Source organism: Burkholderia sp. FERM BP-3421 (assembly GCF_028657905.1).
GTDB lineage: Bacteria > Pseudomonadota > Gammaproteobacteria > Burkholderiales > Burkholderiaceae > Burkholderia.
The window spans coordinates 469,535-489,858 of the sequence record NZ_CP117782.1 but is presented as its reverse complement, the minus strand read 5'-3'; the positions used below and the strand labels follow the sequence as shown (position 1 = coordinate 489,858).

General features: G+C 70.1%; 18 protein-coding genes, 2 pseudogenes and 1 riboswitch. Of the genes and pseudogenes, 13 read left to right on the top strand and 7 right to left on the bottom strand.

The features are described from left to right. Window positions 1-41: 41 nt before the first annotated feature. The gene (locus Bsp3421_RS18415; protein ID WP_274002252.1) at window positions 42-569 is read right to left on the bottom strand and encodes a hypothetical protein; all 528 of its coding nucleotides are present in this window, start codon (window positions 567-569) and stop codon (window positions 42-44) included. Window positions 570-1,019: 450 nt separating this feature from the next. Here Bsp3421_RS18415 and sbnA point away from each other — a divergent pair, with 450 nt between their 5' ends. Together sbnA and sbnB are read left to right on the top strand one after the other, a co-directional pair. Next, complete coding sequence (gene sbnA, locus Bsp3421_RS18410) at window positions 1,020-2,021, top strand: 2,3-diaminopropionate biosynthesis protein SbnA (protein WP_274002251.1); 1,002 nt, start codon at window positions 1,020-1,022, stop codon at window positions 2,019-2,021. After that, window positions 2,014-3,084, top strand: coding sequence for a 2,3-diaminopropionate biosynthesis protein SbnB (sbnB, locus tag Bsp3421_RS18405; protein ID WP_274002249.1), 1,071 nt, complete (start codon window positions 2,014-2,016; stop codon window positions 3,082-3,084). The genes sbnA and sbnB overlap by 8 nt, the downstream gene beginning before the upstream one ends. Window positions 3,085-3,281: 197 nt before the next feature. Here sbnB and Bsp3421_RS18400 read toward each other — a convergent pair. Then, window positions 3,282-3,637 (bottom strand): annotated as a pseudogene (locus Bsp3421_RS18400) (cytochrome P460 family protein); the annotation flags it as partial. 228 nt (window positions 3,638-3,865) lie between these two features. Between Bsp3421_RS18400 and Bsp3421_RS18395 the strand changes: the two are divergent. From Bsp3421_RS18395 to Bsp3421_RS18365, 7 genes are all read left to right on the top strand, one after another. After that, the gene (locus tag Bsp3421_RS18395) at window positions 3,866-4,897 is read left to right on the top strand and encodes a substrate-binding domain-containing protein (protein ID WP_274002248.1); all 1,032 of its coding nucleotides are present in this window, start codon (window positions 3,866-3,868) and stop codon (window positions 4,895-4,897) included. Between the two features lie 35 nt (window positions 4,898-4,932). Continuing rightward, entirely contained in the window at window positions 4,933-5,985 is a 1,053-nt protein-coding gene (locus tag Bsp3421_RS18390) for an ABC transporter substrate-binding protein (RefSeq protein ID WP_443111563.1), read from the top strand. 10 nt (window positions 5,986-5,995) lie between these two features. Beyond that, a complete protein-coding gene (locus tag Bsp3421_RS18385) occupies window positions 5,996-6,823 on the top strand; it encodes an ABC transporter permease (protein ID WP_274002247.1) in 828 nt (275 codons plus the stop codon). Window positions 6,824-6,833: 10 nt separating this feature from the next. Next, the gene (locus Bsp3421_RS18380) at window positions 6,834-7,712 is read left to right on the top strand and encodes an ABC transporter permease (RefSeq protein WP_274002245.1); all 879 of its coding nucleotides are present in this window, start codon (window positions 6,834-6,836) and stop codon (window positions 7,710-7,712) included. 34 nt (window positions 7,713-7,746) lie between these two features. Next, window positions 7,747-8,775 (top strand): ABC transporter ATP-binding protein, encoded by a 1,029-nt coding sequence (locus tag Bsp3421_RS18375; protein ID WP_274002244.1) that lies wholly within the window; start codon window positions 7,747-7,749, stop codon window positions 8,773-8,775. Window positions 8,776-8,799: 24 nt separating this feature from the next. Then, window positions 8,800-9,624, top strand: a complete 825-nt coding sequence (locus tag Bsp3421_RS18370; protein WP_274002242.1) for a phosphodiesterase — start codon at window positions 8,800-8,802, stop codon at window positions 9,622-9,624. 352 nt (window positions 9,625-9,976) lie between these two features. Beyond that, the gene (locus tag Bsp3421_RS18365; RefSeq protein WP_274002240.1) at window positions 9,977-11,176 is read left to right on the top strand and encodes an MFS transporter; all 1,200 of its coding nucleotides are present in this window, start codon (window positions 9,977-9,979) and stop codon (window positions 11,174-11,176) included. 85 nt (window positions 11,177-11,261) lie between these two features. Here Bsp3421_RS18365 and Bsp3421_RS18360 read toward each other — a convergent pair whose 3' ends face one another. The 4 genes and pseudogenes from Bsp3421_RS18360 to Bsp3421_RS18345 form a co-directional block, all read right to left on the bottom strand. After that, window positions 11,262-12,194, bottom strand: a complete 933-nt coding sequence (locus tag Bsp3421_RS18360) for an EamA family transporter (protein WP_274002239.1) — start codon at window positions 12,192-12,194, stop codon at window positions 11,262-11,264. Window positions 12,195-13,195: 1,001 nt separating this feature from the next. Further along, on the bottom strand, window positions 13,196-13,987 hold the full coding sequence (locus Bsp3421_RS18355) for a molybdopterin-dependent oxidoreductase (RefSeq protein WP_274002237.1): 792 nt from the start codon (window positions 13,985-13,987) through the stop codon (window positions 13,196-13,198). Window positions 13,988-14,001: 14 nt separating this feature from the next. Then, window positions 14,002-14,586 (bottom strand): annotated as a pseudogene (locus Bsp3421_RS18350) (cytochrome b/b6 domain-containing protein); the annotation flags it as partial. Window positions 14,587-14,741: 155 nt separating this feature from the next. After that, a complete protein-coding gene (locus Bsp3421_RS18345; protein ID WP_274002234.1) occupies window positions 14,742-15,020 on the bottom strand; it encodes a pentapeptide MXKDX repeat protein in 279 nt (92 codons plus the stop codon). A 158-nt stretch (window positions 15,021-15,178) separates the two neighbouring features. Continuing rightward, window positions 15,179-15,297: riboswitch (TPP riboswitch) on the top strand. A 158-nt stretch (window positions 15,298-15,455) separates the two neighbouring features. Here Bsp3421_RS18345 and thiC point away from each other — a divergent pair. Beyond that, complete coding sequence (thiC, locus tag Bsp3421_RS18340; protein WP_274002233.1) at window positions 15,456-17,387, top strand: phosphomethylpyrimidine synthase ThiC; 1,932 nt, start codon at window positions 15,456-15,458, stop codon at window positions 17,385-17,387. 53 nt (window positions 17,388-17,440) lie between these two features. Here the strand turns inward: thiC and Bsp3421_RS18335 are convergent, their stop codons facing one another. Next, window positions 17,441-18,049, bottom strand: a complete 609-nt coding sequence (locus Bsp3421_RS18335) for a TetR/AcrR family transcriptional regulator (RefSeq protein WP_274002232.1) — start codon at window positions 18,047-18,049, stop codon at window positions 17,441-17,443. 147 nt (window positions 18,050-18,196) lie between these two features. Between Bsp3421_RS18335 and Bsp3421_RS18330 the strand changes: the two genes are divergently transcribed. From Bsp3421_RS18330 to Bsp3421_RS18320, 3 genes are all read left to right on the top strand, one after another. After that, on the top strand, window positions 18,197-19,399 hold the full coding sequence (locus tag Bsp3421_RS18330; RefSeq protein WP_274002230.1) for an MFS transporter: 1,203 nt from the start codon (window positions 18,197-18,199) through the stop codon (window positions 19,397-19,399). Between the two features lie 171 nt (window positions 19,400-19,570). After that, on the top strand, window positions 19,571-19,783 hold the full coding sequence (locus Bsp3421_RS18325) for a glycine zipper 2TM domain-containing protein (RefSeq protein ID WP_274002227.1): 213 nt from the start codon (window positions 19,571-19,573) through the stop codon (window positions 19,781-19,783). A 155-nt stretch (window positions 19,784-19,938) separates the two neighbouring features. Continuing rightward, window positions 19,939-20,211, top strand: coding sequence for a hypothetical protein (locus Bsp3421_RS18320; RefSeq protein WP_274002224.1), 273 nt, complete (start codon window positions 19,939-19,941; stop codon window positions 20,209-20,211). The last annotated feature ends 113 nt before the right edge of the window (window positions 20,212-20,324 follow it).

Below are 20,324 nucleotides of genomic sequence, written 5' to 3'. Positions count from 1 at the left end.
GCCTGGGCGCGATGCGCCCGGGCCGGATGATTGCGAAATAGTCAGGGACGCAGGCTGGCGTAATAGCCGGCCCACGCGATGCTCTCGCCGAACGCGGAGAGCTGGCGGGGATCGATGTCGTGAATGTCGTGCCGCGACCAGATGACCTTCACTTCGTCGAGATAGCGCGAATACGCAAACGCGATCTTTGCCTGCTGGCGCTCGGGCGCGCCGAGCGTGCGCACCGTACGCAGGTAGTCGGCGACCAGCTCGCAACGTTCGAGCGTCTGCCCCGGCGAGGACAGCGCCGCGAGCTTTTGTTGCAGTTCGTAGTCGGCTTCCGCGATGGCCTGTCGAATCTCCACCGAATGCCACGCGGTGGCGAGCTTGTCGTACAGGTCGCGGTACGCCGTGGCGATCGCATCGGCGATCGACGGCGCCCCGCTGCTGCTGGGAAGCGTCACGTGCGCGGCGGAGACCGGTATCGCCGTCCCGTTGCCGTTGTACGGCCCGGGCGTCCCGGTGCCGCCATCCGGCAATTCGCGACGGCTGGCGGCATTCTCGCCCGTTTTATCTTCCCCATCAGACATGATTCGGCCTCCTTTATCGGCGCACGTAAATCGATGCTTATATATAGTACGCACGAAATTTTATGCAACTCTTTAATTTGATATTTAATCGGACCCGAAAACGACACAAATAACCACTCATAATAACGCGCGAGGATCGTTCATCGCCTCGCAACGATATCCGGCTTTGCATGTGCTTTCGGCACGCCGAAAGCCGCTTCCATGCCGAAGCACGGCTATGACCACATTCCGCCGATTGCTTGACTCTTCGGTTGCGTATAGTACTGTTTAGTGCCGGAATGGAAATCCTATTCGTATGATTTTTATCAATTTCTTTTCGATAAATAAAATTCCAATCAAATACCAACCAGAAATCCACCGAATCAAACATTCCTTCCGATACGAAACAATTCATCGGTTAATTAATTTGCATGCCTATCGAATCGATTCTCTTAATTGGGGAGTTATCGAATGTTTGCTGACAAGCCGAGCGAGCTGATGGTCGGGGATGCCTTCATCCGTCTTCGCGGCATCGTTCCGAAGGGAACCGTGCATTTGAAAATCGAGGGGTTCACCTCGGGCGGTTCGATCAAGACCAAGACCGCGCGCCATATGCTCGATCAACACGAGGCGCGCGGCCACGCGCATCGGGACCAGCGCTTCATCGAAAGTTCGTCCGGCAATCTCGGGCTTGCGCTCAGCATGATCGCCGCCGAGCGCGGCTATCGCTTCACCTGTGTGAGCGATCCGAATCTGTCTCCGCAGACCCACAAGCTGATGCTCGCGTTCGGCGCGGAAGTCGTGATCGTGGAGAAGCACGACGCGAACGGCGGTTACCTCGGCACGCGCATCGCGTACATCCGGCAGCGGCTGGAGGAGGATGCCGGGCTCGTGTGGCTCAACCAGTACGCCAACGCCGACAACGCGGGCGCGCATCTGCGCTTCACCGGCCCCGAGATCTTCTCGGCCTTTCCGCGCATCGATTTCCTGTTCGTCGGCGCGGGCACGACCGGCACGCTCGGCGGCATCTCGCACTACGCGCGGCAGTATTCGCCGGCGACGAAGCTGATCGCGGTGGATTCGGTCGGTTCCGTGACCTTCGGCCTGCCGTCGGGCCGGCGCTACATCGCGGGACTCGGCACGAGCTGCCGCCCGCCGATCGCCGACGATTGCACGATGGACGCCCTCGAGATGATCGAGGAAGCGGACACGATCGTGATGTGCCGCCGGCTCGCCGCGCAGGGCCTGCTGGTCGGCGGCTCGACGGGCACGGTGCTCACGGCCGTTGCGCGCTACGCGGAATGCATCCCGCCCGACGCCGTCGTCGTGGCCGTCTCGCCCGATCTCGGCGACCGCTACGTCGACACGATCTACGACAACACCTGGGTCGAGTCGCGCTTCGCCGGCCTGCTCGAACGCTGCGGCAGGACGATTTCCGCCGCCCCTCTTCTCTGGGAGCGCCACCATGGCTGACCTTCTCACGCGCGAACGCGCCGCGTCGCGGGCCGGCGGCGATCCCGCCGCGGACCCGTTCGCGTTCTCCGTCATCGCCGGCGACACGGTGCGCGAGATCGTCGCCGCGTCCTTTCCGGAACTGGTCGACATCGTGCGCGACGCCTATCTCGCGCATGCGCTCGGCGTCGCGCACAACCCGCCGAGCCATTTCCTGCGCTTCGCGGATCGCCCGCGCGACCGGATCATCGCGCTGCCGGCCGATCTCGGTCCCGATGTCGGGCTCGCCGGCATCAAATGGATCGCGAGCTGGCCCGAAAACGTCGAGCGGTCGATGCCGCGCGCGTCCGCGCTGCTCGTGCTGAATCGCCGCGACACCGGCTACCCGCTGTGCGTGATGGAGGCGTCCACGATCAGCGCGGCGCGCACCGCCGCGTCGGCGGCGCTCGGGCTGCGGGAGCTCGGCGCGGGCCGGCTGCCGGCGCAGCCGCGCATCGGCGTGATCGGCTGCGGCGTGATCGCGCGCTACATCGTCGACATGATCCTCGCGCAAGGCGCCCGGCCCGCCGTCATCGCCGCGTTCGACCTCAATCGGGACGACGCGCGGCGTCTGCTCGATCATGTCGGCCCGGTCGCCGCGCCCGAGCCGTCGTCCTCGATCGAGACGCTGATACGCGACAGCGACGTGGTGATATTCGCCACGACCGCGCCGCGCCCCCACGTGCTCGATCCCGGCTGGTTCGCGCATGCGCCCGTCGTGCTGAACATCTCGCTGCGCGATCTCGCGCCCGAAGTCATCCTCGCCGCCGACAACGTCGTGGACGACGTCGACCACTGCCTGCAGGCCGACACGTCCCCGCACCTCGCCGAACAGCAGGTCGGCCACCGGCGCTTCATCACCGGCACGATCGCCGGCGCGGTCCAGGGCGCGTTCCGCGTCGATCCGGCGCGGCCCGTGATCTACTCGCCGTTCGGCATGGGCATCCTGGATCTGGCGGTCGGCCAGCACGTGCATGCGGCGGCGCGGCGCGCGGGGCGCGTCGTCGACATCCCGGGGTTCTTCGCGGAACGCTCGCGCTGGTAAGCCGCGGCGTCGACGGAGCGGCGCGCGCCGCTCCGTCCCGCGTCCTCGGGCCCGCCGGGTGGAGAGCGCCCCCGCCTCACGCCGGCCGGGTCGAAGATGCCGCCGATCCGCACGCGGAAGGTCGAGAACGCGACGTCCGCCCCCTGCTCGGTGCGACACGCCTTCATCATCGGCCCGTCGAGCGGGTCGTCGACGCACCAGCCGCCCGTCGCCGCGCAGCGCTGCGCGTCCTTGACCCTCACCTGCACGGTCGTCGCGGCCCCGGGCACCGTGGCGCTCGGCGCGCCCTTCGGCGGTGCGCCCTTCCATGCGCGCTTGACCGGCACCGTCCCGTCCGGAAACGGCGCGGTCGCACGCTCGACCGCGCGCACCGCCGTCGGATTGCCGAGCACGACGCGCAGTTCGTCGAGCGGCGCGGCTTCCTCGGCGGGCGCGATCAGCGTCCATCGGCGACAGCCGTCCGGATCGTCACACCATGGATCGGCGACGCCGCGCCGACCGCCGCCGGTTCGGCCGTCGCCATCGTCAGGAGCGCGGCGCGCATGCGGGTCATATCGAATCTGGGTGGTTCGCGCCCGCCCGGGCGCGGCCGCGCGAGCGCGTCGGCCGCCTCGCTTGATTGGAACCGGCACACGTATCCAGAACATGTCCGCCCGGGCCGCGCGGCGTATCCGCACCGGCCTCCGAGACACACGGATACCGGCCCGCCGCGTCATCGAAACTTCACAGTCGCTGCCGATAATCCGCCTCGACGAAAACGTTTACATCCACGCTACGCACCATGCCGTCGACCATCAGGGATGTCGCCGCCCTCTCGGGTTTCTCGATCGCCACCGTCTCGCGCGCGTTGAACGCGCCGCACACCGTCGGCCCCTCGACGCTCGCGTCGATCCGCGCCGCGATCGAGACGCTGCACTACCGCCCCAACCCGCTGGGGCGCCAGCTTCGCAGCGAGCGCACCCAGCTCGTCGGCGTGGTGTTGCCGACGCTCGCGAACCCGGTGTTCGCCGAATGCCTGCAAGGCATCGACGAGCTGGCCTCGCTCGCGGGCTTCAAGCTGATCGTGATGACCACCGAGTACGACGCCGCGCGCGAGCGCCACGCGATCGAAACGCTGCGCGCGCAACGCGTCGAGGGCCTGATCCTGACGGTCGCCGACGCGGACGCCCATCCGCTCCTCGACGCCCTCGACCACGACGGGCCGCTCTACGTGCTGATGCACAACGACACGCTGCGCCGCCCGTCGGTCGCCGTCGACAACCGGCAGGCCGCCTACGACGGCGTCAGCCTGTTGATCGCGCGCGGCCACCGGCGCGTGCTGATGCTGGCGGGAGCGCTCGCGGCCTCGGACCGCGCTCGGCTGCGTCATCGCGGTTACGCGCAGGCGCTCGAGGACGGCGGGCTCGAACCGCTGCCCGCGCTCGAAGTCGACTTCAACGCGCCCGCGCTGCCGGCCGCTGTGCTCGCGCACCTGACCGCGCGCGCGACGCGGCCGACCGCGATCTTCTGCAGCAACGATCTGCTCGCGATGGTGGTGATGCGCGGCCTGCGCGCCGCGCGCTTCAGCGTGCCGGACGACGTCTCGGTGCTCGGCTTCGACGGCCTCGCGATCGGCGAGCTGCTCGCGCCGCCGCTCGCGAGCGTCGCCACCCCGAATCGCGAGATCGGCCGCGCCGCGTGGCAGCGCCTCGTCGAACGGATCAGCGGCATCCAGCACCCGCGCGCGGCGCTCACGCTGCCGCACACCGTGCGCGACGGCGCGTCGATCGCATCGCCCCGGCTCGGCGCGCGCGCCGAACCCCGTCCCGCCTGACCCGCACCGCCCCGCCTCTCCAGGAGACCCTGCTCGTGAACCACCGCCCCGCCTCCCGCTCGCGCCTCTTCGCCGCCGTCCGCGGCCTGTTCGTCGCGCCGCTCGTGTGCGCCGCCGCGCTCGTGTCGCTCGCGCCGGCCGCCTACGCGGACGAAACCGCGATCTGCTACAACTGCCCGCCCGAATGGGCGGACTGGGCCGCGCAGATCGCCGCGATCAAGGACAAGACCGGCATCCGCGTGCCGTTCGACAACAAGAACTCCGGCCAGTCGATCGCGCAGCTGATCGCCGAACAGAAGAGCCCCGTCGCCGACGTCGTGTACCTCGGCGTGTCGTCCGCCTATCAGGCGAAGGACAAGGGCGTGATCGCGCCGTACAAGCCCGCGCACTGGAACGACATCCCCGCGAACCTGAAGGATCCGCAGGGCTACTGGTTCACGATCCACTCGGGCACGCTCGGCTTCTTCGTCAACAAGGACGCGCTCGACGGCAAGCCCGTGCCGCGCAGTTGGGCGGACCTGCTCAAGCCCGAATACAAGGGGATGGTCGGCTACCTCGATCCGTCGAGCGCGTTCGTCGGCTACGCGGGCGCGGTCGCGGTCAACCAGGCGCTCGGCGGCACGCTCGACAATTTCGCGCCGGCGCTCGACTGGTTCCGCAAGCTGAAGGCGAACCAGCCGATCGTGCCGAAGCAGACCGCGTACGCGCGCGTGCTGTCCGGCGAGATCCCGATCCTGCTCGACTACGACTTCGACGCCTACCGCGCGAAATACAAGGACCAGGCGAACGTCGAGTTCGTGATCCCGAAGGAAGGCACGATCGCGGTGCCATACGTGATGAGCCTCGTCAAGGGCGCGCCGCACGAGGCGAACGGCAGGAAGGTGCTCGATTTCGTGCTGTCCGACGAAGGCCAGCGGCTGTGGGCGAACGCCTATCTGCGGCCGGTGCGCGCGCAGGCCGTCAGCCCCGAGCTGGCCGCGAAGTTCCTGCCCGCGAGCGAATACGCGCGCGCGAAGACGGTCGACTTCGGCAAGATGGCGGCGGGCCAGCAGGCGTTCGGCCTGCGCTATCTGCAGACCATGCAGTGACGGCCGCCCGATGAGCCGCTCCGACCTCACCTTTCCGGCGCGCTGGCGCGTCGCGCTCGTCGCGCCGGCGCTCGCGGTGTTCGCCGCGTTCTGGCTGCTGCCGATGGCCGCGCTCGCGCAGGTGTCCGCGAACGGCGCGTTCGTCGACACCTACGCCGCGCTGCTGTCGAATCCGCGCTACATGTCGAGCCTCGGCGCGACGGTCGCGCTGTCGGCGGCCGTCACGCTCGTCACGCTCGTGCTGTCGACGCTCGCGGGCCTGCTGCTCGCGCGCCGGGAATTCGCCGGCAAGCGCGTGCTGATCGCGCTGCTGACCTTCCCGCTCGCGTTTCCCGGGGTCGTGGTCGGCTTCATGGTGATCATGCTCGCGGGCCGCCAGGGCCTGATCGGCCTGCTCACGGCGCGCCTCACCGGCGACAAGTGGGTGTTCGCCTATTCGGTCGCGGGCCTGTTCGTCGGCTACCTGTACTTCTCGATTCCGCGCGTGATCGTCACGGTGATCGCGGCGGCGTCGAAGCTCGACGCCTCGCTCGAAGAGGCCGCGCGCTCGCTCGGCGCATCGCCGTGGCGGATCCTGCTCGACATCGTGCTGCCCGCGCTCGCGCCCGGCCTCGTCGCGGCGGGCGCGATCTGCTTCGCGACCTCGATGGGCGCGTTCGGCACCGCGTTCACGCTCGCGACCGACCTCAACGTGCTGCCGATGGCGATCTACACCGAGTTCACGCTGAACGCGAACGTCGCGACGGCGGCCGGGCTGTCGATCGTGCTCGGCGTCGTCACCTGGGCGGCGCTCGCGCTCGCCCGTCATTTCAGCGGTCAGGCCGTGGCCGCCGCCTGAGGATCGCCCGATGCACGCCTCCCCCGCCTCCGCCTCGCCCGCCCGGTCCGCGCGCCGGCCCGCACGCCGCCGCGCCGGCGCGTCGACCGCCTGGCTCGCCGCGCTCCAGTGGGCCGTCACGCTGCTGCTCGCCGCCTTCATGATCATCCCGGTCGTGATGTCGGTGCTCGCCGGGCTGACCGTCAACTACTTCCGCGGGCTGTCGAGCGGCCTGACACTGCGCTGGCTCGCGCAGGTCTGGGCCCAGTATCACGACTCGGTGTTCCTCTCGCTCGGCATCGCGCTCGCCACGCTCGCGGTCACGCTGCTGGTCGGCGTGCCCGCCGGCTATGCGCTCGCGCGCAGCCGCGGCCGCGCCGCGCGCGTGGTCGAGGAGCTGCTGGTGCTGCCCGTCGCGCTGCCCGGCCTCGCCTCGGCGCTCGCGCTGCTGGTGGTCTACGGCGGCTGGACCGCGTTTCGCCTGAGCGCGTGGTTCATCGTCGCCGGCCACGTCGTGTTCACGCTGCCGTTCATGGTGCGCTCGGTCGCGGCCGTCGCCGCGGGCGCCGACCTGCGCACGCTCGAAGAAGGCGCGGCGAGCCTCGGCGCCTCGTTCGCGACGCGCTTCGCGACGATCGTGCTGCCCAACCTGCTGCCCGGCATCGTCGCGGGCGCGCTGACAGTGCTCACGCTGTCGATCGGCGAATTCAACCTGACCTGGATGCTGCACACGCCCGACACCAAGACGCTGCCGGTCGGGCTCGCCGACACCTATGCGTCGCTGCGCCTCGAAGTCGGCAGCGCCTATACGATCCTGTTCCTGCTGATGACGCTGCCGCTGCTGATCGCGATGCAGTGGCTCGGCGTCGATCCGTCCGGCGCGCGGCGGCGCGCCCGGCGGCGCGCTTGACGTCCCGTCCGTCCGCTCCCGTTCCCGCTCCCCGATGAAACTCGATTCCGTACCCATCGCCATCACGCGCTGCGCGAAGACCTTCCGCGGCGTGCGCGTGCTCGAACCGCTCGACCTGTCGATCGGCGCGGGCGAGACGCTCGTGCTGCTCGGCCCGTCCGGCTGCGGCAAGACCACCACGCTGCGCCTGCTCGCCGGGCTCGACACGCCCGACGCGGGCGGCGCGATCCGCTTCGGCGACGACGACGTGACCACGCTGCCAATCGAGCGCCGCCAGGTCGGCATGGTGTTCCAGAACTACGCGCTGTTCCCGAACCTGTCGGTGCGCGGCAATGTCGGCTACGGCCTGCGGATCCGCCGCACTGACGCCGCCGCGCTGCGCCGCCGCGTCGATGCGCTGCTCGCGATGATGCGGCTCGACGCGCACGCGGACAAATCGATCGACCAGTTGTCGGGCGGCCAGCGGCAGCGCGTCGCGCTCGCCCGCGCGCTCGCGGTGGAGCCGCGCGTGCTGCTGCTCGACGAGCCGCTGACCGCCCTCGACGCGAAGCTGCGCGACGCGCTGCGCCGCGACATGGACGCGCTGCTGCGCGAGCTGGGCGTGACCACGGTCTACGTGACGCACGACCAGGCCGAGGCGATGGCGCTCGGCGACCGGATCGTCGTGATGAGCGCCGGCCGCATCGAGCAGGTCGGCACGCCGCGCGACATCTACTACCGGCCCGCGAACCGCACGGTCGCGCAGTTCATCGGCACGCTGAACCGCGTGGCCGGCGCGTGGCGCGACGGCGCGCTCGTGACCGAGGGCGGCGCGCTCGCGCTCGAACGTCCGGCCGACGAGGTGTTCTTCCGCCCCGAGGACGCGCGCCTCGCCGACCCGGCGCACGCCGCGCTGCGCGGCGCGATCGCCGGCTGCGCTTTCCTCGGCGACCGGACTCGCCTTACCATCGAGCAGGCGGCCCCGGATCCGCTCGTGGTCGACGTGCCCGGCCGCATCGAGCTGGCCCGCGGCACCGCGGTCGGCCTCGCGATCGACGCGGCCGGCCTGATCACACTCGACTGACGCCCCCACCGGCAAGGACACGACATGCTGCTCGCCCACATCAGCGACCTCCACATCAAGCGACCCGGCGCGCTCGCGTACCAGCGCGTCGACACCGCCGCGCATGTCGCGCGCTGCGTCGCGCGCCTGAACGCGCTCGCGCCGCGTCCGGACGCGGTGCTCGTCACCGGCGACCTGACCGATTTCGGCCATGAAGAGGAATACCGGCACCTGAAGGCGCTGCTCGCGCCGCTGGAAATCCCCTACTACCTGCTGGTCGGCAATCACGACGAGCGCGCGGCGCTGCGACGCGTGTTCGCGGAACGCGACGAACTGCAGCACGGCGAGTTCGTGCAGTACGCGCTCGACCTCGGGCCGCTGCGCGTGCTCGCGCTCGATTCGCAGATTCCCGGCACGAGCGGCGGCACGCTGTGCGAGGCGCGCCTCGCGTGGCTCGCCGGGCAGCTCGACGCCGCGCGCGACCGGCCGGTCGTGGTCGCGCTGCATCACCCGCCGTTCGTCTCGGGGATCGACCACATGGACGCGATGCGCCTCGCCCCCGACGCCGCCGCGCGGCTCGATACGCTGCTGCGCGCGCATCCGAACGTCGAGCGGGTGCTGTGCGGCCACGTGCACCGCGCGATGTACACGCGCTTCGGCGGCACGATCGCGGCGGCCGTGCCGGCGCCCGCGCATCAGGTCACGTTCGACCTGCGCGACGACGCGCCCTCGTCGTTCTCGATGGAGGCGCCCGCGTTCGCCGTGCATCGCTACACGCCCGAGGCCGGCCTGACCTCGCATCACGTGTACGTCGATGCGGGCGACGGCCCCTATCCGTTCTTCGAGCCGGACGGCGATTTGATCGATTGAGTGGTTGGGCGGTTGAGCGGTTGAGCGGTTGAGCGGTTGAGCGGTTGAGCGGTTGAGCGGTTGAGCGGTTGGCCGGTTGAGCGGTTGGGCGGTTGGGCGGTTGGGCGGTTGAGCCGATGAGCCGATGAGCCGATGAGCCGATGAGCCGTTAGTCCGTTAGTCCGTTAGTCCGTTAGTCCGTTAGTCCGTTAGACGGTCTGGCGGTCTGGCGGTCTGGCGGTCTGGCACTCAAGCGGTTGAACGCGCCGACGTCGGCAGACCGGCCGGCGCTCCGGTATGATCGTCAGCTGCCCGGCGCGCCGGGCAGCTCCGCCGCGCCACGCGCCTCGATTCGCCCCCTGGTTCAACGATCATGTCCGCTTCATCCGCTCCCGCCCCCACAGCCCAGCCTGCGTCGCAGCACTATTCGCGCGGCCTGTTGCTGCTGCTCGCGACCATCGCGGGCGTCTCGGTCGCCAACATCTACTTCAACCAGCCGCTGCTCGACAGCTTCCGCGCCTCGTTTCCCGACGGCGCATCGTGGATCGGCGCTGTGCCGACCGCGACCCAGCTCGGCTACGCGGCCGGCATGCTGCTGCTCGCACCGCTCGGCGACCGCTTCGACCGGCGTCGCTTGATCCTGCTGCAGCTCGTCGGGCTGTCGCTCGCGCTGCTCGCCGCGGCCGCCGCGCCGACGCTGCCGGTGCTCGTGCTCGCGAGCCTCGCGATCGGCGTGCTCGCGACCATCGCGCAGCAGGCCGTGCCGTTCGCGGCCGAGATCGCGCCGGCGAACGCGCGCGGCCAGGCGGTCGGCACCGTGATGAGCGGCCTGCTGCTCGGCATCCTGCTCGCGCGCACCGCCGCCGGCTTCGTCGCCGAGTATTTCGGCTGGCGCGCGGTGTTCGGCGCGTCGGTGGGCGCGCTCGTCGTGCTCGCCGCCGTGATCGTCGCGCGGCTGCCGCGCAGCGCCCCCACCTCGATGCTGCCGTACGGCAAGCTGCTCGCGTCGATGTGGCATCTCACGACCGAGCTGCGCGGGCTGCGCGAGGCCTCGGCCACCGGCGCGGCGGTGTTCGCCGCGTTCAGCGCGTTCTGGCCGGCCCTCACGCTGCTGCTTGCCGGCGCGCCGTTCCACTACGGGCCGCAGGTCGCGGGCCTGTTCGGCGTGGTCGGCGCGGCGGGTGCGCTCGCCGCGCCCTACGCGGGCCGCATCGCCGACAAGCGCGGCCCGCGCGCGATCATCACGCTCGCGATCGCGCTGCTCGCGCTGTCCTACCTGATCTTCGCGGTGTCGGGCGCGAGCCTCGTCGGGCTCGTGATCGGCGTGATCGTGCTCGACGTCGGCGTCCAGGCCGCGCAGATCTCCAACCAGTCGCGCATCTACGCGCTCAAGCCCGAAGCGCGCAGCCGCGTGAACACCGTGTACATGGTCTGCTACTTCATCGGCGGCGCGCTCGGCTCGTCGGCGGGCGTGATCGCCTGGCGCGTCGCGGGCTGGACCGGCGTCTGCGCGGTCGGCCTCGGCTTCTCGCTGCTCGCCGCGCTGATCCACGCGCGCGGCCGGCGCGGCTGACCGCGCGCTGCGGCCCGATGCAAAAAACCCGTTCCACCGCGCAGTGGAACGGGCTTTTTTACCTGCCCGACGAGCGCCGCGGCGCCTAGACCTGCTTGCGCGCGGGGTCGAACACGAACGACAGCCCGACGCTGCCGAGGATCGCGAGCGTCGCGACGACGGTCGCCGTCGTGACCGGCTCGCCGAGCAGCAGCGCGCCGAGCGCGACCGCCACGACGGGATTCACGTACATGCAGCTGCTCGAGATGATCGGGCTCGTGTGGCGGATCAGGTAGCCGTAGGCGACGTAAGCCGCCATCGTGCCCGCCACCATCAGGTAGATGAACGCGACGGTCGCCGTGAAAGCCAGGTGCTCGATGCGCTCGCCGAGGAACCACGCGACGAGCGTCGACACGAGCCCGCCGAGGCCGATCTGCAGCGCGGTCGACAGGAACAGGTCGGACGGCAGCTTGAGGCGCGCGGCCAGATGCGCGCCGCCGGCCCAGAACAGCGCGCCCGCGAGCACGGTGATGCTGCCGAGGGTCGAGCCGGGCGTGGACGGCCCGCCCGAATTCAGCACGACGATGCCGACCATGCCGAGCGCGACGGCCACCCACTCGCCCTTCGAGATCGGGCGGCCCGCGACCGCCGCGATCACGGTCGCGAACAGCGGCACGGTGGCGACCATCACGGCCGCCGAGCCGCTGCTGACCGTGCGCATGCCGAGCGCGATCAGGCCCGACGACAGCGCGACGAGCATCGTGCCGACGAGCGCCGCGTTGCGGATCTCGACGAGCGTCGGCCGGGCCGGCCGGCGGCGCATCGCGAACACGAACAGGCCGGTCCCGGCCAGCAGGTTGCGCAGCCCGGACATCAGCAAAGGCGGAAACGACCCGAGCGCGACGTGCACCGCGAGATAGGTCGAGCCCCACACGATGTAGATGAACCCGAGCGCCAGCGCGATGCGGCCCCCGCGGCTTTGCGGCAGGCGGATCGGGTGCCGCCCGAGAAAGGCGAGCAAGCGGTCGAACGGGGTCATCGGTCAGTCTCGCGGCGCGGGGCGTGCGCCGGGGCCGGCGGAAGGCGGGAATCCAGGGAGCGGCGAGCGCGCGGCGAAGGCGGGCGAGAGCGGGCGGAACGGCATGTCGGAACGTGCGGCGACGATAGGGAACCGGGGATGTCGGTAGGTTCGAATGGATCTGAACTGCGCGGTGCGCCCCGTGGAGCGCACCGTCAGCATTATGCATGAACGGCTGTAAGACGAATGTCGGGACGCGACGAATCAGACTGGGCTGACGTTTCGGCGCGACATTCGCGGGCGCGGCGACAGCGGCGGCGACAGCGGCAGCGGCAGCGGCAGCGGCAGCGGCAGCGGCAAGCAGCGTCGCAGTTTGGCGAAGCGAGACCCGACGGACGCGCGCAGCGTCCGTCGGGTCGTTCGGGTCGTTCGGGTCGTTCGGGTCGTTCGGGTCGTTCGGGTCGTTCGGGTCGTTCGGGTCGTTCGGGTCGTTCGGGTCGTTCGGGTCGTTCGGGTCGTTCGGGTCGTTCGGGTCGGTCGGGTCGGTCGGGTCGGTCGGGTCGGTCGGGTCGGTCGGGTCGGTCGGGTCGGTCGGGTCGGTCGGGTCGGGTCGGTCGGGTCGGTCGGGTCGGGTCGGTCGGGTCGGTCGGGTCGGGTCGGGTCGGTCGGTCGGTCGGGTCGGTCGGTCGGTCGGTCGGTCGGTCGGTCGGGTCGGTCGGTCGGTCGGGTCGGTCGGTCGGTCGGTCGGTCGGTCGGGTCGCGGCGGGTCGCGGCGGGTCGCGGCGGGTCGCGGCGGGTCGCGGCGGGTCGCGGCGGGTCGCGGCGGGTCGCGGCGGGTCGCGGCGGGTCGCGGCGGGTCGCGGCGGGTCGCGGCGGGTCGCGGCGGGTCGCGGCGGGTCGCGGCGGGTCGCGGCGGGTCGCGGCGGCCGGCGACCCACGGGTCGCCGGCCGGCTCCGGCGACGCGCGGATGCGCCCCGCCCCCGCCGCCACATCCACCGCCCGCCGCGGGCGACGCCGCCCCTCAGGAGCCGCCGAACCAGTTGTAGCCCTGATCGACCCAATACCCGCCCGGAAAGACATCGGTCACGAAGATCTCCATGATGTGCTTCGGATTCTTGTAGCCGAGCTTGGTCGGCATCCGCAGCTTCATCGGGAAGCCGTACTCGGCCGGCAGGCGCGCGCCGTCGTACTCGAACGCCAGCAGGGTCTGCGGATGCAGCGCCGTCGGCATGTCGATGCTCTCGTAGTAGTCGTCCGCACACTTGAACCCGACGTACTTCGCGTTCAGGTCCGCGCCCGCGCGCCGCAGGAACGCCCCGAACGGCGTGCCGCCCCAGCGGCCGATGGCGCTCCACCCTTCCACGCAGATATGGCGCGTGATCTGCTCCGCGTGCGGCAGGGCATACAGCTCGGGCAGCGTCCACACCCGCTGCCCGGTCACGCGCCCGGACAGCATGAGGCGGTAGCCGGCCGGATCGACGCGCGGCACCTCGTCGATGCCGTAGAACGCGTTGAACGGAAACGGCCGCGTGAGATCGGCCTCGGTGTAGGTCGGCGCGAGCCGCGTGGGCCCGAACAGCCAGGCCTGCACGCGATCGTTCGCGCGCGACACCTTGTCGAGAAAATCGTTGACCGACGCGTCGTCCTGCAGCGAGCAGCCGGTCAGCATCGCGAGCCCGCCCAGCGTCAGCACGCGCCGGCCGAACAGCCGACGGGCCGGTTGTTCGAGCGTCTTGCGCACGTCGATCTCGAGCGCGGCGCGATCGATCCGCGGCGCGGCCTTGCGCGCGGGTGGGTCGTCCTGGATGGACATGATCGGAACTCCTTTCAACGGCCGCGCAGCATCGCGAGGAGCGAGCGCGGCACCAGCAGCGCCATCGCGACGTGCACGACGAAAAACGCGACGAGAAACGCCATCGCCCAGAAATGCACGACGCGCGCGCGGTCATAACCGCCGAATGCCTCGCGCAGCAGCGGAAACTGCACCGACTTCCAGATCACGAGCCCGGACAACACGAGCAGCGTGAGATCCGCGAGCGCCGCGACATAGGCGGCGCGCTGCACCGCGTTGTAAACCGACAGATCGTCGTGCGACAGCCGTCCGCGCAGCGCGGCCCACGCGTCGCGCAGCACGGCGCGCGGCGACAGCGGCCAGAACTTGCGGCGCAGGCGTCCCGTCGCGACGCCCAGCGCGAGATAGCCGAGCCCGTTGAGGAACAGCAGCCACATCGCGGCGAAATGCCATTGCAGCGCGCCGCCGAGCCAGCCGCCGAGCGTGAGCCCGTGCGGAAACGTGAAGCCGGCGTAGATCGGCGAGGCGTCGTAGATGCGCCAGCCGGACAGCACCATCGTGACGGCCGCCAGCGCGTTCAGCCAGTGGCAGACCCGCACCCAGACCGGGTGGACGACGCGTTCGCGGCGCGCCGCGGGCGGCCGCATGGGGGAATGGGAAACATGCATCGCGTGACCTCCTGGCTGTCACGGCGGCCCCGCGCGCCCCGGCCCGAAAAAGCGCCGCCCGCGCGGGGGCGCGGACGGCCAAGGCCAAGCGGGGAGCGCGCGGGCGCTCAGTTCGACATCGGGCTCATCTTGTCGTCCTTCATCGGCTTCTTCATGCCGTCCTTCGACATCGCATCCTTCTTCATACCGTCCTTGGACATCGCATCCTTCTTCATACCGTCCTTGGACATCGCGTCCTTCTTCATGCCGTCCTTGGACATCGCGTCTTTCGCCATGGCGTCCTTCGCCATCGCGCCGTTCGACATCGCATCGTTCTGCGCATAGGCGACGCCTGCGGCAGAGAACGCGAACACGGCGAGGCAGGCGGCCAACAGGGAATGTTTCATGGGATGACTCCGTCATCTTGTTAGAGGAGTCGATTGGTCGGCGCACACCGCGCGATCTGACAGCCGCCCATGAAATTATTTTCGCGGCCGCACCCCGCCGCCGCACTTAAGATCTGTCCCCGGTTGAAACCGCCGCCGACCCGGTGTATCTTGTGCGCTTGCTAACGCGGGGGTCCTGCCTTGCGCCAGATCAGACATTTGGTGCGCGGCGGGTGAGAAATACCCTTTGAACCTGATCTGGATAATGCCAGCGCAGGGAAGCGTCCGGGTTTCACCGTCGTTCTTCAGATGAATCCCGTCGCGTCGCGAGTCTCGTCTCCTGCTTAGCGCCCCACATTCGCTTTGCATGGGATCCGGGCAAGTACTGAAGCGCCGGCCCGGGTCCTGCACCCGAGCCAGCGCCCAGCGCTCGATCGGATCGACACAGGAGATCGCATGAACGCCAACCCCAAGTTCCTTTCCGCCGATGCGCGCGTCGACGCCGCCGCCATTGCCCCGCTGCCGAACTCGCGCAAGATCTACGTGGCGGGCTCGCAGCCGGACATCCGCGTGCCGATGCGCGAGATCACCCAGGCCGACACCCCGACCGGCTTCGGCGGCGAGAAGAACCCGCCGATCTATGTGTACGACACCTCCGGCCCCTACACCGATCCGGACGCCAAGATCGACATCCGCTCGGGCCTGCCCGCGCTGCGCCAGGGCTGGATCGAGTCGCGCGGCGACACCGAGGCGCTCGACGGCCTCACGAGCGAATACGGCCTCGAACGCGCGCAGGACCCGAAGACGGCCGAGCTGCGCTTCCCGGGCCTGCACCGCAACCCGCGCCGCGCCAAGGCGGGCAAGAACGTCACCCAGATGCACTACGCGCGCCAGGGCATCATCACGCCGGAAATGGAATACATCGCGATCCGCGAGAACCAGCGCCGCGCCGAGTACCTGGAAAACCTGAAGACAAGCGGCCCGAACGGCGCGAAGCTCGCCGCGATGATGGGCCGCCAGCATCCGGGCCAGGCGTTCGGCGCCGCCGCCTACGGCACGGGCGCGCCCGCCGAGATCACGCCGGAGTTCGTGCGCGACGAAATCGCGCGCGGCCGCGCGATCATCCCGGCGAACATCAACCACCCGGAATCGGAGCCGATGATCATCGGCCGCAACTTCCTCGTGAAGATCAACGCGAACATCGGCAACTCGGCCGTGACGTCGTCGATCGGCGAGGAAGTCGACAAGATGACCTGGGCGATCCGCTGGGGCGGCGACACGGTGATGGACCTGTCGACCGGCAAGCATATCCACGAAACCCGTGAATGGATCATCCGCAACAGCCCGGTGCCGATCGGCACGGTGCCGATCTACCAGGCGCTGGAAAAGGTCAACGGCAAGGCCGAGGACCTGACCTGGGAAATCTTCCGCGACACGCTGATCGAGCAGGCCGAGCAAGGCGTCGACTACTTCACGATCCACGCGGGCGTGCGCCTGCAATACGTGCCGCTGACCGCGAACCGCATGACGGGCATCGTGTCGCGCGGCGGCTCGATCATGGCCAAGTGGTGCCTCGCGCACCACAAGGAAAGCTTCCTGTACGAGCACTTCGAAGAGATCTGCGAAATCATGAAGGCCTACGACGTGAGCTTCTCGCTCGGCGACGGCCTGCGCCCCGGCTCGATCTACGACGCGAACGACGAAGCGCAGCTCGGCGAGCTGAAGACGCTCGGCGAGCTGACCCAGATCGCGTGGAAGCACGACGTGCAGGTGATGATCGAAGGCCCGGGCCACGTGCCGATGCAGTTGATCAAGGAAAACATGGATCTGCAGCTCGAGTGGTGCAAGGAAGCGCCGTTCTACACGCTCGGGCCGCTCACGACCGACATCGCGCCGGGCTACGACCACATCACGTCGGGCATCGGCGCGGCGATGATCGGCTGGTTCGGCACCGCGATGCTGTGCTATGTGACGCCGAAGGAGCACCTGGGGCTGCCGAACAAGGACGACGTGAAGGAAGGGATCATCACGTACAAGCTCGCCGCGCACGCGGCCGACCTGGCCAAGGGCCATCCGGGCGCGCAGGTGCGCGACAACGCGCTGTCGAAGGCGCGCTTCGAGTTCCGCTGGGAAGACCAGTTCAACATCGGCCTCGATCCGGACAAGGCGCGCGAATTCCACGACGAGACGCTGCCGAAGGATTCGGCGAAGGTCGCGCACTTCTGCTCGATGTGCGGCCCGCACTTCTGCTCGATGAAGATCACGCAGGACGTGCGCGAATTCGCCGCGCAGCAAGGCATGTCCGAAACCGATGCGCTGAAGAAGGGGATGGAAGTGAAGGCGGTCGAGTTCGTGAAGAGCGGCGCCGAGATCTACCACCGCCAGTAAGCCGCGCGTCCGGCTTTCCGGCCTGGTCAAGAGCCCGCCTCGCGCGGGCTTTTTTACGTCGTCGCGTCAGTGCGGCGCGCGCGCAGGCCCGCCAGCAGGTGATCGAGCGCGACGCGCGCGGCCGCGAGCCGCTCGGCGCCCGCCTCGCCCTCGCCTTCCGCGATCCAGTGCGCCGCTTCGGTCAGGCTGCCGTGGACGAGCCGCGCCAGGGCCGGCGCGGGCGCGCCCGCCAGGCAGCCCGCGTCGATCAGCGCCGCCACCCGGCGCTCCAGCGACGCCACGCATTGCCGCTGCGCATCCCGCGTCGGGCCGCCGAGCGCCGCGCGCGCGTCGCGCAGCACGATGCGCTGGATCTCGGGCTCCAGCGCCATCTCCAGATACGCATGGCAGCGCGCCCGGAAACCGCGCCAGCCGTCCTGCGCGGCCGCCTCGACGGCCGCGAGCCGCGCATCCGATTCCGCGTCGATCTGCTCGACCACCGCCGCGAGCAACCCGGCCTTGTCGCCGAAATGATGGTAGAGCGCGCCGCGCGTCAGGCCCGCGCGCGCCGTCAGGTCGTCCATGGACGCCTCGGCGTAGCCCGCTTCGCCGAACACGCGACGCGCCGTCGCGAGCAGCGTCGCGCGGGTCGCCTCCATCTCGACGCGGGTTCGTCGCACCATGCCTGCTCTCCTTCCTGTCCGTCGGCGCCTGCGATTGTTTACATTCAGCGCGTAGGTATATACGATCATTATTCATACGCACTGTACGTATTATTCCACGCGCCCCGCAGCGGGCACAATCCGCCCGACCACGAGGAACCCGCGACGATGCCCAATCCCTACCGTGAACTGTTCGCGACGCCCGGCGCGCGGGGCTTCTGCGCGGCCGGCCTGATCGCCCGCCTCGCGCTGCCGATGATCGGCATCGGGATCATCACGATGCTCGTGCAACTGGGGCGCGGCTACGGTCTCGCGGGCGCGGTGGCGGCCGCCTTCATGCTGGCCTATGCGGCGCTGTCGCCGTTCACGTCGCGGCAGGTCGACCGCTTCGGTCAGCGCCGGGTCCTGCCGTTCGCGGCCGGCATCGGCGCGAGCGGCCTCGTCGCGCTGGTCGCCTGCGCCGCCTGGCGCGCGCCGGCGTGGACCCTGTTCCCATGCGCGGCGCTCGCGGGCGCGATGCCGAGCATGGGCGCGATGGTGCGCGCGCGCTGGAGCGCCGCGCTGCGCGAGCGCCCCGCGTTGCTGGCCAGCGCGTATTCGTTCGAGACCGTCGTCGATGAAATCACCTACATCGCCGCGCCGCCGCTGTCGGTGGGCCTGTGCGTCGCGCTCGCCGCGCCCGCCGGCCCGCTCGCGGCGGCCGCGCTGCTCGTCGGCGGCGTCGCGGCCCTGGCCGCGCAGCGCGGCAGCGAGCCCGTGCCCGGCGCGCGCGATGCGGCCGCGCACGCGGCCGGCTCCCTGCTGCGGCTCGGCGACGTGCGCCTGCTGCTCATGCTGATGACCGCGATGGGCGTCATTGCCGGCACGGTGGACATCGCCAGCGTCGCGTTCGCGCGGCAGGCCGGCAGCCCGGCCTCGGCGAGCCTCGTGCTGTCGGTCTACGCGACCGGCTCGTGCCTGGCGGGCCTCGCCTTCGGCGCGCTCGGGCTCGCCACGCCGCTGCCCCGCCTGCTCGGCCTCGGCGCGCTCGCCACCGCGGCCGCGACGCTGCCGCTGCCGTTCGCGACCGGCGTCGCGAGCCTCGCGGCGATGGTGTTCGCCGCCGGCCTGTTCTTCGCGCCGACCGTGATCGTCGCGATGTCGCTGATCGAACGCGCGGTCCCGGCCGCGCGCCTGACCGAAGGCATCACCTGGCTGCTGGCCGGACTCAACACCGGCGTCGCGCTCGGCGCGGCGCTCGCCGGCCAGGTGGTCGACCGCTTCGGCACGCGCGCGGGCTTCGGCGTCGCGCTCGGCGCGGGCGGCGTCGCGCTGCTCGCCGCGCTGTGGAATCAGCGCCGCACGCGCGACCCGCTCGCGTGCAACGCCTGACGCCGCGCCGCACGGGGTCGGATGCGCGACGCCCGATCGAAACGAAACATTTGATTACGAAACCCACAGACGCTCACAAGTCCTTACAGCAGCCTCTCGATGCGCCGCGTAGATTGGTCTGCATGGGCGCGGCGTCGCCGCGCCTGCTTCCCATCCTATGAGGACGGCATCATGAACTCGATTCGACGCATCGGAGCCTGTGCGCTCATCGTCGCCGCGATGGCGAGCCTGTCGGCCTGCGACAACATGACCACCCGTCAGCGCGACACCGCGATCGGCGCGGGCGTCGGCGGCGTCGCCGGCGCGGCGCTCGGCGGCAGCGCCCTGTCGACCCTCGGCGGCGCAGCCGCCGGCGGCCTGATCGGCAACCAGGTCGGCAAGTAAACGCGGCGGGCGCGCCGCCGCGCGCCCGGTTCGCGCTTCGCCCGGCGCACGCCGGCGAAATGATCCGTTACCGTTTCACACAGCCTTTCATATGCCCCCCGGCTAAGCTCCAACGCATCGACGCCTCACCGCGCCCCTCGCATCGGGGAATCATCATGATCAGGACTTTCGCCACGGTCGCACTCGCGAGCCTCGCGCTCGCCGGCTGCTACTACCCGTACGGCTACTACCCGACGGGCTACTACGCGGCCGCGCCCGTGCAAACCGAGCAGACCCCGTACGCGTACCCCGCCTATCCGGCCTATCCCGCCTATCCGACCTACTACCCGGCCCCGGCCTACGCGCCCGCGTGGGGCTGGTGGGGACCGTCGGTGTCGCTGAACTTCGGCTATCGCGGCGGCTACCGGCGCGGCTACTGGCATCACTGACCGTCAATCGGAGCACGCCCGGCGCGTACTCCGATTGTTGCGGTCTCATCGTCTTTTCTTGCCATTTCATCGCAGCGTGAAACGTTGCGCGCAGGCGCGGAGGTAAGATGCAC

Excerpts from the sequence above, each read along its gene's own strand:
- Bsp3421_RS18345 (WP_274002234.1), bottom strand. The coding sequence starts at position 15,020 with ATGAAACATTCCCTGTTGGCCGCCTGCCTCGCCGTGTTCGCGTTCTCT.
- sbnB (WP_274002249.1), top strand. The coding sequence starts at position 2,014 with ATGGCTGACCTTCTCACGCGCGAACGCGCCGCGTCGCGGGCCGGCGGC.
- Bsp3421_RS18395 (WP_274002248.1), top strand. The coding sequence starts at position 3,866 with ATGCCGTCGACCATCAGGGATGTCGCCGCCCTCTCGGGTTTCTCGATC.
- Bsp3421_RS18330 (WP_274002230.1), top strand. The coding sequence starts at position 18,197 with ATGCCCAATCCCTACCGTGAACTGTTCGCGACGCCCGGCGCGCGGGGC.
- Bsp3421_RS18325 (WP_274002227.1), top strand. The coding sequence starts at position 19,571 with ATGAACTCGATTCGACGCATCGGAGCCTGTGCGCTCATCGTCGCCGCG.
- Bsp3421_RS18360 (WP_274002239.1), bottom strand. The coding sequence starts at position 12,194 with ATGACCCCGTTCGACCGCTTGCTCGCCTTTCTCGGGCGGCACCCGATC.
- Bsp3421_RS18380 (WP_274002245.1), top strand. The coding sequence starts at position 6,834 with ATGCACGCCTCCCCCGCCTCCGCCTCGCCCGCCCGGTCCGCGCGCCGG.
- Bsp3421_RS18415 (WP_274002252.1), bottom strand. The coding sequence starts at position 569 with ATGTCTGATGGGGAAGATAAAACGGGCGAGAATGCCGCCAGCCGTCGC.
- Bsp3421_RS18365 (WP_274002240.1), top strand. The coding sequence starts at position 9,977 with ATGTCCGCTTCATCCGCTCCCGCCCCCACAGCCCAGCCTGCGTCGCAG.
- Bsp3421_RS18335 (WP_274002232.1), bottom strand. The coding sequence starts at position 18,049 with ATGGTGCGACGAACCCGCGTCGAGATGGAGGCGACCCGCGCGACGCTG.
- Bsp3421_RS18320 (WP_274002224.1), top strand. The coding sequence starts at position 19,939 with ATGATCAGGACTTTCGCCACGGTCGCACTCGCGAGCCTCGCGCTCGCC.
- Bsp3421_RS18355 (WP_274002237.1), bottom strand. The coding sequence starts at position 13,987 with ATGTCCATCCAGGACGACCCACCCGCGCGCAAGGCCGCGCCGCGGATC.
- Bsp3421_RS18370 (WP_274002242.1), top strand. The coding sequence starts at position 8,800 with ATGCTGCTCGCCCACATCAGCGACCTCCACATCAAGCGACCCGGCGCG.
- sbnA (WP_274002251.1), top strand. The coding sequence starts at position 1,020 with ATGTTTGCTGACAAGCCGAGCGAGCTGATGGTCGGGGATGCCTTCATC.
- Bsp3421_RS18385 (WP_274002247.1), top strand. The coding sequence starts at position 5,996 with ATGAGCCGCTCCGACCTCACCTTTCCGGCGCGCTGGCGCGTCGCGCTC.
- Bsp3421_RS18375 (WP_274002244.1), top strand. The coding sequence starts at position 7,747 with ATGAAACTCGATTCCGTACCCATCGCCATCACGCGCTGCGCGAAGACC.
- thiC (WP_274002233.1), top strand. The coding sequence starts at position 15,456 with ATGAACGCCAACCCCAAGTTCCTTTCCGCCGATGCGCGCGTCGACGCC.